17 protein-coding genes and 1 pseudogene are annotated in these 15394 nt (G+C 69.4%); 6 read left to right on the forward strand and 12 right to left on the reverse strand.

Annotated elements, in window-relative coordinates; translation table 11 throughout:
• Positions 1-10: 10 nt before the first annotated feature.
• Positions 11-757, reverse strand: coding sequence for a polyprenol monophosphomannose synthase (locus tag WPS_RS11250; protein WP_317994579.1), 747 nt, complete (start codon positions 755-757; stop codon positions 11-13).
• Positions 757-1038, reverse strand: a complete 282-nt coding sequence (locus WPS_RS11255; RefSeq protein ID WP_317994580.1) for an SDR family oxidoreductase — start codon at positions 1036-1038, stop codon at positions 757-759. The genes WPS_RS11250 and WPS_RS11255 overlap by 1 nt, the downstream gene beginning before the upstream one ends.
• 348 nt (positions 1039-1386) lie before the next feature.
• Between WPS_RS11255 and WPS_RS11260 the strand changes: the two genes are divergently transcribed.
• From WPS_RS11260 to WPS_RS11270, 3 genes are read left to right on the forward strand one after another with little or no spacing between them, the layout of a single operon-like run.
• The gene (locus tag WPS_RS11260; RefSeq protein ID WP_317994581.1) at positions 1387-2259 is read left to right on the forward strand and encodes an AbrB family transcriptional regulator; all 873 of its coding nucleotides are present in this window, start codon (positions 1387-1389) and stop codon (positions 2257-2259) included.
• Positions 2157-2423, forward strand: coding sequence for an AbrB family transcriptional regulator (locus tag WPS_RS11265; protein ID WP_317997537.1), 267 nt, complete (start codon positions 2157-2159; stop codon positions 2421-2423). The genes WPS_RS11260 and WPS_RS11265 overlap by 103 nt, the downstream gene beginning before the upstream one ends.
• A 25-nt stretch (positions 2424-2448) precedes the next feature.
• On the forward strand, positions 2449-3231 hold the full coding sequence (locus tag WPS_RS11270) for an alpha/beta fold hydrolase (RefSeq protein ID WP_317994582.1): 783 nt from the start codon (positions 2449-2451) through the stop codon (positions 3229-3231).
• A gap of 75 nt (positions 3232-3306) precedes the next feature.
• On the opposite strand, the pseudogene WPS_RS11275 reads toward WPS_RS11270, so the two are convergent.
• The 3 genes and pseudogenes from WPS_RS11275 to WPS_RS11285 all read right to left on the reverse strand — a co-directional run.
• Positions 3307-3837 (reverse strand): annotated as a pseudogene (locus WPS_RS11275) (LysE family translocator); the annotation flags it as partial.
• Positions 3834-4766, reverse strand: coding sequence for a zinc-binding dehydrogenase (locus WPS_RS11280; RefSeq protein WP_317994584.1), 933 nt, complete (start codon positions 4764-4766; stop codon positions 3834-3836). The pseudogene WPS_RS11275 and the gene WPS_RS11280, both read right to left, overlap by 4 nt.
• Positions 4767-4802: 36 nt before the next feature.
• Complete coding sequence (locus WPS_RS11285; protein WP_317994585.1) at positions 4803-5537, reverse strand: RsmE family RNA methyltransferase; 735 nt, start codon at positions 5535-5537, stop codon at positions 4803-4805.
• Between the two features lie 41 nt (positions 5538-5578).
• Between WPS_RS11285 and WPS_RS11290 the strand changes: the two genes are divergently transcribed.
• Both WPS_RS11290 and WPS_RS11295 read left to right on the forward strand, forming a co-directional pair.
• On the forward strand, positions 5579-5899 hold the full coding sequence (locus WPS_RS11290; protein ID WP_317994586.1) for a DUF962 domain-containing protein: 321 nt from the start codon (positions 5579-5581) through the stop codon (positions 5897-5899).
• Positions 5900-6014: 115 nt separating this feature from the next.
• Entirely contained in the window at positions 6015-6695 is a 681-nt protein-coding gene (locus WPS_RS11295) for an MgtC/SapB family protein (RefSeq protein ID WP_317994587.1), read from the forward strand.
• Positions 6696-6701: 6 nt separating this feature from the next.
• Here the strand turns inward: WPS_RS11295 and dnaJ are convergent, their stop codons facing one another.
• Both dnaJ and hrcA read right to left on the reverse strand, forming a co-directional pair.
• Positions 6702-7823 (reverse strand): molecular chaperone DnaJ, encoded by a 1122-nt coding sequence (gene dnaJ / locus WPS_RS11300; protein WP_317994588.1) that lies wholly within the window; start codon positions 7821-7823, stop codon positions 6702-6704.
• A gap of 1 nt (position 7824) precedes the next feature.
• Positions 7825-8889 (reverse strand): heat-inducible transcriptional repressor HrcA, encoded by a 1065-nt coding sequence (gene hrcA / locus WPS_RS11305; protein ID WP_317994589.1) that lies wholly within the window; start codon positions 8887-8889, stop codon positions 7825-7827.
• Between the two features lie 123 nt (positions 8890-9012).
• Here hrcA and acs point away from each other — a divergent pair, with 123 nt between their 5' ends.
• Positions 9013-10983, forward strand: coding sequence for an acetate--CoA ligase (acs, locus tag WPS_RS11310; protein WP_317994590.1), 1971 nt, complete (start codon positions 9013-9015; stop codon positions 10981-10983).
• Here the strand turns inward: acs and WPS_RS11315 are convergent.
• The 5 genes from WPS_RS11315 to WPS_RS11335 all read right to left on the reverse strand — a co-directional run bounded on the left by WPS_RS11315 (position 10980) and on the right by WPS_RS11335 (position 15394).
• Positions 10980-11630 (reverse strand): DUF4142 domain-containing protein, encoded by a 651-nt coding sequence (locus WPS_RS11315; RefSeq protein WP_317994591.1) that lies wholly within the window; start codon positions 11628-11630, stop codon positions 10980-10982. The genes acs and WPS_RS11315 overlap by 4 nt on opposite strands.
• A 184-nt stretch (positions 11631-11814) precedes the next feature.
• Entirely contained in the window at positions 11815-12036 is a 222-nt protein-coding gene (locus tag WPS_RS11320; protein WP_317994592.1) for a hypothetical protein, read from the reverse strand.
• A gap of 45 nt (positions 12037-12081) precedes the next feature.
• On the reverse strand, positions 12082-14040 hold the full coding sequence (locus WPS_RS11325) for an ATP-dependent DNA helicase (RefSeq protein WP_317994593.1): 1959 nt from the start codon (positions 14038-14040) through the stop codon (positions 12082-12084).
• A complete protein-coding gene (locus WPS_RS11330; protein WP_317994594.1) occupies positions 14037-14708 on the reverse strand; it encodes a rhomboid family intramembrane serine protease in 672 nt (223 codons plus the stop codon). Before WPS_RS11330 ends, WPS_RS11325 begins: the two co-directional genes overlap by 4 nt.
• Positions 14705-15394: a metal-dependent transcriptional regulator gene (locus WPS_RS11335; protein WP_317994595.1), complete on the reverse strand. Its 690-nt coding sequence runs from the start codon at positions 15392-15394 to the stop codon at positions 14705-14707. The genes WPS_RS11330 and WPS_RS11335 overlap by 4 nt, the downstream gene beginning before the upstream one ends.

A 15394-nucleotide genomic window follows, 5' to 3' on the forward strand; every position in this document is an offset into this window, starting at 1 on the left:
TGCCACGGCGCTAGCGCTTCCCCGCGAGCCGCGCGCGGTAGATGCGGCCGAGCTGGCGCAGGTAGTTGAAGATCTCGTTCTGATTGAGCTTCGACTCGCCGGCGACGCGGTCGGTGAAGACGTACGGCACTTCGAGGGCCCGGCCGTAGCGCGCTTTCGCGATGACTTCGAGCCCGATCTTGAACCCGATCGGATCGAGGTCGACGCCGTCGATCGCGTCGCGCTTCACCAGGAAGTAGCCGCTGGTGATGTCCTTGACGGGCGTGAGCGGCTGGGCCAGCGCGATCGCGACCTTCGAGGTGATGATGCGGCGTTTCGGCCAATTCTCGATCCCGCCGCCGGGGACGTAGCGCGAGCCGATCGCCAAGCCGTAGCCGCCGCTCGCGAGCGCCTCGACCATGCGCGGCAGGATCGTCGCGTCGTGCGAGAAGTCGGCGTCCATCGCGCCCAGCGCGACCGAGTCGGCGCGCGCGAACTTCCATCCGTCGATAACGCCGGACGAGAGCCCCATCTTGCCGGGGCGGTGCAGACAGCGCACCGGATAGCCCTCGCGCTCGAGCCGGTCGACGATTGCGCCCGTGCCGTCGGGCGAGTTGTCGTCGACGACGATGATCTCGCCGTCGAGATCGTGCTTCCTGAAGATGTCGTCGAGGGTCGTCACCAGCCGCTCGATCCCGCCCGCTTCGTTATACGTTGGAACGACGATCGAGAACTTCATCGGCGTCGCGGTCCCGGTCGACGCAGGCGTCGAGGTCATCACGCGATTTTCCGCAGCGTCGGGAACCGCTCGACGTCGAACGGCGCGAGATCCTTGTATTGGTCGGCTTCCCGGCGGATCAGCTGGACGCCCTGCGCGTCGATGCTTTCGATCTCGGTGGTCGGCACGGCGACGTCGTCGCCGCTGGCCGCCCACTTCACGATGACGAGCTCGGCGATCCGCGCCTCGCCTTCGGCGTAGACGGCGACGACGTCGCCGACGCGGGTGGAGCCGGCAAACACGGGAGTTCCCGGGACGAGCGATTCGAGGGTGCGAGCCATGGTCGAACCGGAGTTGTACGCCTTGCAGGCTGCAGAGTCCCGTGAAACCGACGCCGCGATCATCGCTTCGTGCGCTCGCTTTCTTCGAGCGCTTCGAGCGCACGCAGCAGGGCGGCCTTCGCATCGGTGCGGCCTTTGAAGTGCCGTTCCAGCGACTCGTTCAGCACCGCATTCATGCTTTTGCGTTCGTTCTCCGCTCGTCGTTTCAGTTCGTCGTACACGCCGTCGTCCAGGCGCGCCGGAAAAGCACGCATGGTCCCCTCATGATATCATAATGATATCACGATTGCAAACGACAGGACGGCGTGCAGGCGCACCCCTCGGGGGGTTGCCGAGGTCGTATCGGGGGTGACGGTTCGAACGGCGGCAGTGTGGATCGCGCTGATCGCCGTTGCCCTTGCCGCCGCGGCCGCACTGACGCGCGCGGCGTTCCCCGGAGGGCCGCTGATCGGTCCGATGCTGGTCGCGATCGCAGCGTCGGCGAGCGGGCTCGTGCGGCTGCGCTTGCCGCGTCCGGCGTTCTTCACCGCCCAGGTCGCGATCGGTTGTCTGATCGCGCAGGCGTTCACGCCGCCGGTGATCCTCTCAATCGTACGCGACTGGCCGGCGATGGCGTTCGTCGTCACCTCGACGGTCGCGGCGGCCGCCGCCGCCGGATGGCTCCTCGCGCGTTTCGGCACGCTCTCGGCGGAGACGGCGGCGTGGAGTTCCGCGCCCGGCGGCGCTTCGGCGATGACCGCGATGAGCGCCGACTACGGGGCCGACCCGCGACTGGTCGCGTTCATGCAGTACCTGCGGGTCACCGTCGTCGTCCTCTCGGCGGGGATGGTGGCGCGCATCCTCCTGCCGCACGGCGCCGTCGCCGCGGTTCCCGGATCGGCCGCCGCCGACCCGATCGCGTGGCTGGAGACGGCCGCGGCGGGCGGCGCCGGCGCGTGGGCGGCGCTGCGGCTGCGCATCCCTGCCGGCTCGCTGCTCGGCCCAATGATCCTCGGCGCCGCGCTGCACGGATCGGGCCTCGCGCGCATCGGCGTCCCGGTGTGGGCGCTCGATGCCGCGTCTGCAACGTCGGCCTCGCGATCGGACCGCTCTACACGCGGGAGACGATCCGCCACGCGCTGCGCGCGTTCCCCGAACTGCTCGCCTCGACCGGGATCCTGTTGGTGCTGTGCGCGCTCTCGGCGGTGCTGCTGGTCGCAACGATCCACGTCGATGCGCTGACCGCCTACCTGGCGACGACGCCGGGCGGGCTCGACGCGGTCACGGCGATCGCGCTCGGCAGCGGCGCGAACGTCCCGCTCGTGCTGGCGATCCAGGCGCTGCGGATCTTCGTCGTGATCCTGACCGGGCCGCCGATCGCCAAGCTGATCGCGCGGGTGGCCTAGCCGCCGCGCGCGAAAGGCGCGCGCCATGATCACGACAGAACAGCGGCGCGTCGCCCTCGAAACCGGCGCCGTCACGACCGTCGAATGCTGGGGCGATGCCGGCCCCGCCGTGCTGTGCGTGCACGGGATCGGCTCGTCGCGGCGCGATTTCGCGCGGCTCGGCGAAGCGCTCGCCGCAACGCACCGCGTGTTCGCGTACGATCAGCGCGGACACGGCGATCACGCGCAACACGACGGCCCGATGGCGCTCGACGCGCTCGCCGCCGATCTGCGCGCCGTCGCCGACAGCATCGGGACGGTTGCGTCGGTCGTCGGCCACTCGTGGGGCAGCGCGGTGGCGCTCGTCGGCGGCCCGAAGATCGCGAAGTCGCTCGTGCTCGTCGACCCGATGATTCGCATCGCGCCGCACACGTTCGGGCGCGACTACGTCGACGGCATGGCAGCACTGCTGCCGGATGACGCCGCCGCACGCGAGGCGGCGATTCGCGACGCGTTCGCCGGTGCGCATCCCGCCGACCGCGACGGCAAACTGCACGCGATGCGCGCGCTGTCGCTCGAGACGCTGCGCCGGCTCGGCGCCGACAACTGCGTCGACGACGGCGGCTGGGATCTGCGCGAACGCCTCGCCGCGCTCAAAGTACCGACGACGATTCTGCTCGCCGGGGAAGACTCGGTCGTCGCCCCCGACGACGTCGCGCGCATTTCACCGTCGGTTTGCGTACGCACGATCGCAGGTCACGGCCACACGCTCCACCGCACCGCGTTCGACGTCTTCGTCGAAGCAGTCACCTCGTCGGTCCCCGCCTAAGTCAGCGTTCGGCGGCGAGGCGCGCGGCGGCCCCCAGCATCGCGAGGCCGGTGACGCGTGACGTAGCGCGCGCTGCGCGCGGGGAGCGCAGCAGCGTGCGCGCGCGGTGCGCGAGCGCACCGTAGCCCGCGAAGACCAGCAGATCGCTCGCGATGAACGTCGCGCCGAGGATCGCGAACTGCTGGGCGACGGGTCGCGCCGGGTCGCGAACTGCGGCAGCAGCGCGCCGAAGAACAGAATTACCTTCGGGTTCGCGAGCTGCGTCGCGAGGCCGAGCCGAAACGCGCGGCCGGCGTCGTTCGGGCGCGGCTCGAACGCGGGCGTGCGGTCGAGCAGCGCGCGGACGCCGAGGTAGGCGAGGTAGACGATCCCGATCCATTTCACGGCGGTGAAGAGCGGATGCGACGCGACGAGCAGCGTTCCCAACCCCGCCACGGCTGCCGCGACGAAGACCGCGTCGCCGACGAGCACGCCGGCATTCGTGCGCAATGACGCGGCGAAGCCGCCGCGCAGCGCACTCGAGACGACCGCGACGACTGCCGGCCCCGGGACCAGCGACACGAGTAGCGCGAGTCCGGCGAACGGCAGCCACGCGTGCAGCGTCATGCGAACGTCACCACGAGTTTGCCCGAGACGGCGCGATCCCACAAGCGATCGGCGGCCTCGCCGATCCGCGCGACGGGGAGCACGTCGTCGACGTGCACCTGCAGCGCGCCGCCGTCGAGCAGCGCGGCGAGCCGCGCCAATCCTTCGCCCGCGGGCGTGCGCTCGAGTTCGTGAAAGATGATGAAACCGTAGATCGACGCGCCGCCGCGCGCGTAGAACGATGCCACTTCGATCGTGCTCTCGCGCTGTGCCGACGTGCCGAACGTGACGAGCATCCCGTCGGGCGCGAGCTCGCGCAGCGCGCCGGCGAAGACGTCGCCGCCGACGGATTCCAAGATCAGATCGAACGGCCCGGTTTCGTGCGCGCACCCGGCGCCGTCGCCGACGACGACCGTATCGGCGAACGGTTCGACGACGGCGCGCTTCTCGCCGCGGTGCACCAGCGCCGTGACGGACGCACCCGCCAGGCGCGCCAGCTGGGCCGCGAAGATCCCGACGCCGCCCGACGCGCCCGTAATCAGCACGCGTCGCCCCAGCAGGCCGCCGCGCTTCTCGAGCGCGTAGAGCGCGGTGAGTCCGGCGATCGGCAGCGTCGACGCGCGCTCGAAGGAAAGCGATGCCGGCAGCACCGCGAGGTTGCGCACCGGCGCAGCGATGCGTTCCGCCCACGCGCCCTCGCCGAGCATCCCGACGACGCGTGCGCCGGCGTGCGGCCCGCTCCCGTCGGCGGCGGCGCGCTCGACCGTTCCCGCGAAATCCCATCCCGGCCGCCAGCCGTCGGCCGCATTGCGCACGCGGCGCACCTCGCCGAGATTCAGGCTGACGGCGGCGACGCGCACCAGCGCTTCGGACGGCTGCGGCGCGGGCGCGGGGACGTCGGTCAGGGTCAGACGGCCCGGCGCCGCCGCGTCGACGACGACGGCATGCATGCGGCTCGAAACCGGCCGCGCGCGGCGAAGGATGCCTTAGAGTTCTCCCCGCGCGTAGAGGATCGCGGCGAGCACGACGAGCGCGGCGGTCTCGGTACGCAGGATCCGCCGCCCGAGCGATACGGGGACGGCGCCGGCGGCGGCCGCGCGCGTCACCTCGTCGTGCGACAACCCGCCTTCGGGTCCGACGGCTACGAGCAGCGACCGCAGGGTCGCGATCTCCGGCTCGAGGACCTCGCGCAACGGCCGCGGTTCGGCGACCTCCCAAGGGACGTACACGCGATCGTAGGCGGAAAACGTCCGCAGGAGCGCGTCCCAGTCGAGCATGTCGGCGACCGCGGGGACGCGCGTGCGTCCCGACTGCTGCGCGGCCGAACGCGCGATCCGGCGCCAGCGTTCGACCTTCGCGGCGCTGGTGTCGTGTCCGATCACGCGCGCGCTGCGCACCGGGACGATCGCGTGGACGCCGAGTTCGGTCGCCTTCTCGACGACCAGATCCATCTTCTGGCCTTTGGGGACCGCCTGCGCGATCGTGATCGCGGGGGACGGCTCGACGCCGTCGGCGTCGATCACCGCGTCGAGCGCAGCCGTGACGGCGCGGCCCGTCACCTCCAGCGTCGCGGCGTATGCGGTCCCGCCGGAGTCGACGATCTGCGCGCGGTCGCCGCTGCGCTTGCGCAGCACCGTCGCGATCTTGCGCGCGTCGTCCGCGGCGAGCGCCACCCGCTCGCCGACCGCGTGCACGCCCTCGACGAAGAACCGGTCCCGCATCGCGGCAGGCCGTTCGGCGGCGCGGTGCGGAAGGCCCCGGGATGGACGACGCCTTCTGGCTGCGCTACCTGCGGGCGCACGCCGATCCGCGGACCCGGGCGCTGCACGCGGCCGGAACGCTGACGGCGACCGCGGTCGCCGCCGCCGCGCTGGCGAAGCGCGACCTGCGGCTCGCCGGCGCTGCGCTCGCGTGCGGCTACGGTCCGGCCTGGTTCGCGCATGCGTTCATCGAACGCAACAAGCCCGAGACGTTCAGCGCACCGTTTCGCTCGCTCGCCGGCGACTACCGCATGTGCTTCGCGATGCTTACCGGCGCAATCGACGGAGAACTCACACGCGCAGGCGTCAGCGCGCTGCGCTGATCTCGAGCCGGTTGGCGCCGCGCACGAAGATCGCGACGCCGTTTTCGACGTGCGCCCGTTCCAATTTTTTTTGGGCCGCGTCGTCGACGACCGTGGGCCGCATGGTATCGGTTCGATGAACGCCGCGATGGTGCAATCGGCGATCGCCTTGGCACTCGCCGCCGTGCTCGGCGGGGTGATCGGATTTCAGCGCCAGTACACGCAAAAACCGGCAGGGATCCGCACGCACGCGCTGGTCTCGCTCGGATCGTGTGCGTTCGCGACGTTCTCCGTGCTGATTCCCGGCGATACGCGGATCGCGGCGGGAGTCATCACCGGCGTCGGTTTTCTCGGCGCGGGCGCGATCGTGCGCCACGGACTCAACACGCGCGGGCTGACGACCGCCGCGTCGATCTGGACCGCCGCTGCGATCGGGATGGGCGTGGGTTTGGGCCGTCTTGCCTGGTGGCCGGTCTACATGACGACGGTCGTCCTGACGCTGCTCGTGCTGTTCATGAGCGACGACCTCGTCATGCGACTGTTGCCGCGCCGTTCGTCGCTGGATATTCGCGTCGACACCGATCTCAACGTCGTCGCGCTCGACGCGCTCGCCGCCGCGATCGGCCGATGCGTGCACAGCGTGCGCATCGGCGACGACATCGCGATCACGAATGAAGGCGGGATCCGTCACGCGTCGGCGGTGTACTCGATCGGTCTCAACGTCGACGCCGACATGGTGCGCGCGATCGAGGCGATCGGCGCGATCGACGGCGTCCTGGCGGTCCGCATCGAAGAACCGGTCGCACCGCCGAACTGAACGCGCCTAGTCGGCGCGGAACGCGTCCTTCACGCGATCGAAAAACGACTTCTCTTCGACCTGGTCGCCGCCCGCGCGCGCGTACTCTTCGAGCAGCTCGCGTTCGCGCTTGCTGATCTTCGTGGGCACGACGACGTGCACGGTGACGAGTTCGTCGCCCTTCGCGCCGCCGCGCACGCTGGGCATCCCGCGTCCTCGCAGCCGATACGTCGAGTTGCTCTGCGTCCCCGGGTTGAGCGTGAGCGGGACCTCGCCGTCGAGCGAGGGGACGCGGATCTCGCCGCCGAGCGCAGCCTGCGGAAACGCGATCGGCACGTCGACGAGCACGTCGAGCCCGTCGCGGCGGAACATTGGATGGCGCGCGATGCTCAGGTAGACGTAGAGATCGCCGTCGGGCCCGCCGCGCGTTCCGGCTTCACCGCTGCCGGTGATCCGGATGCGCGAACCGTCGTCGACGCCGGCCGGGATCTTGACCTGCAGGCTCTTCTCCTGCTCGATGCGCCCGCGGCCGCGGCAAGTCGTGCACGGCGTCTGCACGATCTGGCCGTCGCCGCTGCACTTCGTGCACGTGGTCTGCGTGACGAATTGACCCAGCGGCGTCTGGCGCACCTGGCGCTGGATCCCGGTGCCGCTGCAGCGGTCGCACGGAACGATCAGCGTCCCGGGCTCGGCGCCGTTCCCCTTGCACGTCGGGCAACTCGCCAGATGACGGAACGTGACCTCGCGCGTCGTGCCCGCGTACGCCTCTTCGAGCGTGATCTCGACGTCGTAGCGGAGGTCGCTGCCGCGTGCCGGGCCGTTGCGGCGCTGCTGCGCGCCGCCCCGCGCGGCACCGAAGAACATGTCGAAGATGTCGCCGAAGCCCTCGCTCCCGAACGGGCCGAAGCCGCCCTCGCCGATGCCGCCGTTGACACCCGCATGGCCGAATCGATCGTAGTTCGCGCGCTTCTGCGCGTCGGAGAGCACCTCGTACGCTTCGTTGATCTCTTTGAAGCGGTTCTCCGCGGCTGCCTTGTCCGCGGCGACGTCGGGATGGTACGTGCGCGCGAGCCGACGATACGCACGTTTGATCGTGTTCTCGTCGGCGTCGCGCGCGACGCCGAGGACTTCGTAATAATCCGTCGCCACGTTATCGGATTTCGACGTCGTTGAGGTGATCGCCCAGCGAGCGGGCCGTCCCGGACGCGAGCGCCATCAAGCGCGCATACGGCATGCGGCGCGGCCCGAGGATCGCGAGCACGCCGACGCCGCGGTCGCCGAAGCGGTACGGGACCGTGACGACGCTGCACTCCGAGAGCTCGTCGGGCCCGAGTTCGTGCCCGATGCGCACGTGCGGCGTCGGCTGCGCCGCCGGCGCCTCGTGGGTGAGCTCGTCGGCGATCAGATCGTACAGCGTACGCTGCTCCTCGACGATGCGCAGGATCGCGCGCAGCTTGCGCAGGTCGTGAAACTCGGGCTGATCGAGCAGGTTCTGCGCGCCGGAAGCAGCGAGATCGGGCTCTTCGGTCTGGCGCGCCTGCGCGAACGCCATCCGCACCGCATCGCGAATCTCCGTCGGCGCGCTCAGCTCGCTGCAGATCGTGTCGAGCTGCGCGACCGTCACGTCTTCCATGATCCGGCCGCCGAGCCGTGAATTCAGCGCGTTCGAGAGCCGCGTCAGATCGTCGGCGGCGACGTCGGACGTCCATTCGACGACCCGCTGCGCGGCGACGCCGCCCGAGGTCACGACGACGACCATGCTCGTGCGCGCCGAGAGCCACAGCAGCTGCACGTGCTTGAACGCGTGCGTGTCGCGCGACGGGGCGACGGCGATCGCGAGGTTCCCCGAGAGCCCGGAGAGCAGGCGGGTGGTCTGCTCGATCACGTCAGCCAGCTCGTTCGACGCCTCACGGAACTGGTCGCGGATGCGGCGGGTGTCGTCCTTGGTAAGGACCTCCGGCTGCATGAGCCGGTCGACGTAGGTGCGATACCCTGCATCGGAGGGGATGCGCCCCGCGGAGGTGTGCGGCTGCACGAGGTACCCGCCGGCTTCGAGCTCCGCCAACTCGTTGCGGATCGTCGCCGAACTCACGCCGAGGTTGTACTTTTGGGTAAGCGTCACCGACCCCACCGGCTCGGCCGTGTTGATGTACTCGTACACCACGGTCGCGAGGATGAAGGATTTGCGCTTGTCGAGTTCGGGCTTGTCGATCACCAGGGTCTCACTGCTTAGCAGTCCTTTTGCAGGAGTGCCAGACTTCGCCCCAGCGTAGCACCCAGCGCTCCGACGGTCAAGGAGGTCGAGGGGTTGACCGGCGCCGGAAACGAAGCGCGCGCCATGACGACGCCCGCGCAGACGGATGCCATCGAAGCGCTCCTCACCGAGGGACGTACCTTCCCGCCGCCGCCCGCGTTCGCCGCGCAGGCGAACGCGCAGCCCGGGATCCACGAGGAGGCGGAACGCGATTATCAGGCGTTCTGGAAGTCGTGGGCCGACAAGCTCGAGTGGATGACGCCCCCGACGCAAATCCTCGAGTGGAACGAACCGTTTGCGCGCTGGTTTGCCGACGGAGAGCTCAACGCGTCGGTCAACGCGCTCGACCGTCACGTGCGCGCGGGGAAGGCCGCGAAGGTCGCGTTTTATTACGAAGGCGAGCCCGGCGACCGCTGGAGCGTGACCTACGGCGAGCTGCTCGACGAAGTCTGCCGCTTCGCGAACGGCCTGCGCGCGCTCGGCGTGAAAAAAGGCGATCGCGTCGCGATCTACATGCCGATGATCGTCGAGCTGCCGGTCGCGATGCTCGCGTGCGCGCGCATCGGAGCGGCGCACTCGGTGATCTTCGGCGGCTTCTCGCCCGATGCGATCGTCGATCGCGTGAACGACAGCGGGTGCGTTGCGCTCATCACCGCCGATCACGGCTGGCGCCGCGGCAACAAAGTCCCGCTCAAGGCGAACTGCGACGAAGCGTTCGCGCGCGGGATGCCGACGCTCAAGCACGTCGTCGTCGCGAAGCGCATCGGCGATGAAGTGAACATGACCGAAGGCCGCGATGTATGGTGGGACGACGTCGTACGCGACCAGCCCTCCACCTGCGAGCCCGAGCGGATGAACGCCGAAGATCTGCTCTATCTGCTCTACACGTCGGGGACGACCGCGAAGCCGAAGGGGATCAAACACACCACCGGCGGCTATCTCACCGGCGTCACCGCGACGCACAAACTCGTCTTCGATCTCAAGGAAGACGCCGACGTGTACTGGTGCGCGGCCGATATCGGCTGGGTGACGGGTCACTCGTACATCGTGTACGGGCCGCTCTGCAACGGCGCGACATCGGTGATCTACGAAGGCACGCCGGACTATCCCGACAAGGACCGGCTGTGGGAGATCGTCGAGCGCTACAAGGTCACGATTCTCTACACCGCGCCGACCGCGATCCGCACGTTCATGAAGTGGGGGACGCAGTACGTCGAAAAGCACGACCTCTCGTCGCTGCGGCTCTTGGGAAGCGTCGGCGAACCGATCAATCCCGAAGCGTGGATGTGGTATCACACGCACATCGGCGGCGGCCGCTGCCCCGTCGTCGACACGTGGTGGCAGACGGAGACCGGCGCGATCATGATCACGCCGCTGCCGGGGATCACGACGCTCAAGCCGGGCTCGGCGACCAAGCCGTTCCCGGGCGTACAGGCCGATCTCGTCAACGAAACCGGTGAGTCGGTGCCGCTCGGCGGCGGCGGATACATCGTCCTGCGCCGTCCGTGGCCCTCGATGCTGCGCGGCATCTACGGCGACGACGACCGCTACCGCGAGACGTATTGGTCGAAGTTCCCGCACCTCTATCTCGCGGGCGACGGCTGCAAGCGCGACGCCGACGGTGATTTCTGGTTCCTCGGCCGCATCGACGACGTTATGAACGTCAGCGGGCACCGCATCTCGACCACCGAGGTCGAGTCGGCGCTCGTCGATCACCCCGCGGTCGCGGAAGCCGCGGTCACGGGGAAGAACGACGACATCACGGGTCAGGCGATCTGCGCGTTCGTGACGCTCAAGAGCCACGCGACCGGCTCGGAAGAACTCGCGAACGCGCTGCGCGATCACGTCGCCGAGAAACTCGGCAAGTTCTGCCGACCCAAGTACCTGACGTTCACGCAGGAACTCCCCAAAACGCGTTCGGGAAAGATCATGCGCCGGCTGCTGCGCGACATCGCCGAGGGACGAATGCTCGGCGACACGACGACGCTCGCCGATTCGAGCGTCGTCGCGGAGTTGCAGAATCGCGCGAAGGACGAGGCGACGAAGGAAGACTAGGGTTTCGGCGACGCCGCCGGGCTCGGCGCGACGGGCGGCGGCGTTCCGGAGCCGGTCGGGGCGTAGGTCGGCGCGACGATGGGGTTGCCGGTCGTTCCGCCGGATCCGTTGTTGTTGAGCGTCGAGCCGCCGTTCACGGCCGGCGTCCCATTCGGATTCCCGGGGACGGGGTTCACGCCTGGCGGTGCGTACGGCGTGAGGTTGTGCGCTGCCAGGAACTGCTGCGTCATCTGCAGGTGCTGCTGCACCGTCGGGATCAGGGCGTTCGCGACCGTCTTGAGGCCGGCGTTCTGTCCGTTCTGCGACTCCCACTGCAGCAACGCGAGCGCGTGCTGATGCTGCGGCGCCTGCAGCCGCATGTAGTCGTTATCGGCCTGCGTCCCGCTCTCGGCGGAGAGCATCGCGACGGCGCGCGCGCCCATCGGGTTCGTGTCGGTCGACGGCGGCGCCGGGGCGAGGTTCGTGCCGCGCGTCGCGGCCTCGAGCTTCACCGCCGCGCTGCTGTGATCGTCGATCATGTGCTGCGCAAAGGCACGGACGGTCGCGTCCTTCGTCCGATTGACGATGTACTTCGCCTCCTCGAGTTCGGCGGTGTTGCCGGCGGCGAGCGCGCGTACGAAGTCGGCGTCGCTGGCCGGCATGCGCATCGTCGGCGTCTGCGCCTGTGCGCCGATCGCTGCGACGCCGAGAGCGGCGAACGCGACGGCTGCGGAGAGCGCGCGTGCTGATTGTTTGTGCTTTACTTCCGGGTCTTGTCCGCTGCGACGGGCATGAAACGCGATCGGCTGTTCGGCGGCCGAGCCGGGGTTCGCCGCGTCCGCCGGGCGTCGTCTACGTGCGGTCGAGCGACGAGACCGTGATCTCGGATGGCCGGCGGACGTTTTGATACGCGCCGCAGCGGCAGGCGTGCCAGTCCTCGATGATCGCGGTGCGCGGACGGTCGCCGGGATAGAGATAGCGCGCAACCTTGCGCCCGGCGACCGACGTTCCGCAATGCCAGCACGCGTTGTCCTGCGCCGGAGGCGGATCGGTGCGCAGCTGGACGCGGTCCATAGTTCAATTAACGGCCGGGCGCGGTAGGCGGACCAGCCTACCGGGTCACACCTGACCCCGAAAGAGCGCGTCGAGCGCGCTGAGATCGTGAATGCGGGTGGCGGGCGGGAGCGCGTCGACGATCGTCGCGCCGTATTTCATCGAGGCGGCGCGCCCGTCGAGGAGGGCGACGACGCCGCGATCGGTGGTCGAGCGGATGAGCCGTCCGAAGCCCTGCTTGAGCCGCACGATCGCGCTCGGGATCATGTAGTGATCGAAACCCGACAGGCCCTGCGCCTCGAGCGCGGCGAGACGCGCCGCAACGAGCGGTTCCGCCGGCGACGGGAACGGCAGCCGGTCGATCACGACGCACGACAACGCGTCGCCGACGACGTCGATCCCCTCCCAAAACGTCCCGGTGGCGAAGAGCACGGCGTTGGGCGTGGTGCGGAACCAGTCCAGCAGCGCGCTGCGCGCCAGATCGCCCTGCACCTTCACCGGAAACGCGAGCCGCTCGCGCAGCAGCGCGTAGACTTCGCGCAGCCGCGCGTACGACGTGAACAGGACGAACGCTCGCCCGCCGCTGCGGTCGAGGATCTCTTCGACGAGCGGTGCGGCGCGGCGCGCGAAGTCGGCGGACTTCGGATTGAGGTGCGGCGGCGCGACGTAGAGCCGCGCTTGCGTCGCGTAGTCGAACGGCGACGGAGCGATCAGTTCCTGCGCGTCGTCGATCCCGAGCGACGCGCGGAGAAACCCGAACGCTTCCTCACCGTCGAGATTGCCGCGCGGCGTCGAGATCGTCGCGCTGGTGAGGACGACGCTGCGCGTGCGCGCGAAGAGCGCGGCGCGCAGGAACTCGGCGACTTGAAACGGCGCAGCATTGATCTCGTAGCGCGCGTCGCCTTCGCCGCGCTCGACCCACGCCACCGCATCGATCTCGTCGGCGGCGACCGCGCCGCCGGAGGTTTGGCGCGCGGCGTGCTCGATGCGATCGACGGTCGCGATGTGTCCGGCGATCGCGCGCAGTGCGAGATCGCGCCGGCGCTCCGCTTCGGCGTCGTTGCCCGAGGGCCGGCGCAAACCGTCCTGCCAGTGCGCGTGCACCCAGTTTTCCAGCCGGTAGAACGACTCGCGCAGCACCGGGAGCACGTCGGGGACCGCTTCGTTAGCGGCGATCGGGTAGCGGTCGCCGGGGACATGCGCGAGCGTCTGCTGCAGGCGGCGCATCCCCTCGTCGAGCTCGGCATCGTGCGCGCCCGGGATCGCGTACGTGCGGTGCAGTTTGCGCATCATGCGGTTCACCGACGCCGGCGAGAGCGTCACGGTCAGTGCGGCCGTCGCGTACTTCTCCGCCTGATGCGCTTCATCGAGGATCACGAAATCGTAGGCCGGGAGCAGGGCGCCCCCGCTGACGAGGTCGAGGAAGAACAGCGCGTGGTTCACGACGACGACGTCCGCAAAGCGCGCCGCGTCGCGCTTGGCGAAGAAGAAACAGTCTGAGAAGCGATTGCAGTATTCGCCGACGCAGTCGTCGGCATCGGCATCGAGCGTCTCCCAGTCCTCGCCGCGCGGCGTCCACGACAGCTCGACGCGGTCGCCGGTCTCGGTGCGTTCGGCCCAGCGCCACAGCTTCTCGAGCGCGAGCGACGGCGCGACCAGCCGCGCCCCGCTCTCCTTCTCGAACTTCGCCCGGCACAGGTAATGACTGCGCCCCTTCAGCAGCACGACGCGCGCGTCGATCTCGAGCGCGCGCGTGACGAGCGGGATGTCCTTGCGCACCAACTGTTCCTGCAGCGCGATCGTGCCGGTCGAGACGACGACACGCGCGCCCGCACGCAGGGCCGGCACGAGGTACGCGAGCGACTTCCCGACCCCCGTTCCGGCTTCGACGATCGTGTGCACGTTCTCGAGGAAGCCGCGCTGGATCAGACGCGCCATCCGCACTTGACCGTCGCGCGCCTCGAAGCCGGGGAGCGCGCGTGCGATCGGACCGTCGGGCGCGAACGCGTCGTCGACGAGTTTCACGCCTGCGGCTCGGCGCGCGCGTCCTGCTCGATCGTCTCGTCGGCCGCGGGCTCGGCGCTCTCGGGAAACGCGTACGCGTATGCCTTGTCGCGCTGACGCGAAGGCATCGTGAAGAGCACGTAACCGGCGAGGAAACCGGTGATCAAACCGCCGACGTGGCCGGCAACCGAGATGTTCGGGATCGTGAACGTGATGATGAGGTTGAGTCCGATCACCGGCACGACCTGACCGACCAATTGCCGCCCGCGCGCGCCCAGCCGCAAGCCGGCGGCGACGAGGGCGCCGAAGAGCCCGAAGATCGCGCCGCTCGCGCCGACCGTCACGTCGCGCGGTGCGAAGTACGCGATCGCGACGCCCGCACCGACGAGCGCGATCGCGTAGACAAGCGCGTAGCGCGTGCGGCCGAAGAGCCATTCGCACACCGTGCCGACCTGGCTGAGCGCGAACATGTTCATCGCGATGTGAATCAGCGAGCCGTGCAGGAACGCCGCGGTAACGATGCGCCACCATTGACCGTACTGCGTCGCGGCCAAGCCGACCAGCGCGCCGTGGTCGAACAGGAACGCGTTCGTGACGTCGCCCGTGAGCATTCTGAAACCGCCCGCCGAGACGGTCTCCCAAACGAACGCGATCACGTTGATCGCGATCAGCAGCGTGGTGAGGTTCACGCAGAGAGCGCCGTGCTCGCCTCCGCGGAAACGGCGATCATGCGTGCGAGCTCGAGCGAGAGCGCCGCGCGCCCGTTCGGAGTCTGGACGGTGACCGGTCCGCCGACGGGACCGCGCTCGACGACCTCGACGACCGTCCCCGGCCGCAGTCCGACGCGATCGAGATACTGCAGGGTCGCCGCCTCGTGTTCGACGACCGAACCGATGCGGACGGTCGACCCGGGCAGCGCATCGGCCAGCCGCAGCGAACACCGCGGCGGTTCGGAGAGATCGAGCGGCGGGATCGCGTGGCCGTGCGGACACACCTGCGGGTTGCCGAGCACCGCGACGAGACGCTGTTCGACGCGATCGGAGATCGCGTGCTCGAGCCGGCACGCCTCTTCGTGCACTTGATCCCACGGAAGGCCGAGCATGTCGTGCAGGAAGACTTCGGCGAGCCGGTTGCGCCGGATCACGCGCACCGCGAGTTCGAGGCCCTTGCGCGTGAGCTTCGGCTGGCTGCGGACTTCGTATTCGAGGTAGCCGTCGGAGGCGAGCTTCTTCAGCATCCCGGAGACCGACGCGGGCTGGACGTGCAGGTCGGCCGCGAGCGCGGACGTGCTCACGCCGCCGCCCTCGCGTTCGAGGCGGTAGATCGCTTCCAGATACTCCTCGGTTGACTCCGCGAAGTGCGTGTGGCCCGCCAT

The sequence above is a fragment of the Vulcanimicrobium alpinum genome (assembly GCF_027923555.1).
Lineage (GTDB): Bacteria > Vulcanimicrobiota > Vulcanimicrobiia > Vulcanimicrobiales > Vulcanimicrobiaceae > Vulcanimicrobium > Vulcanimicrobium alpinum.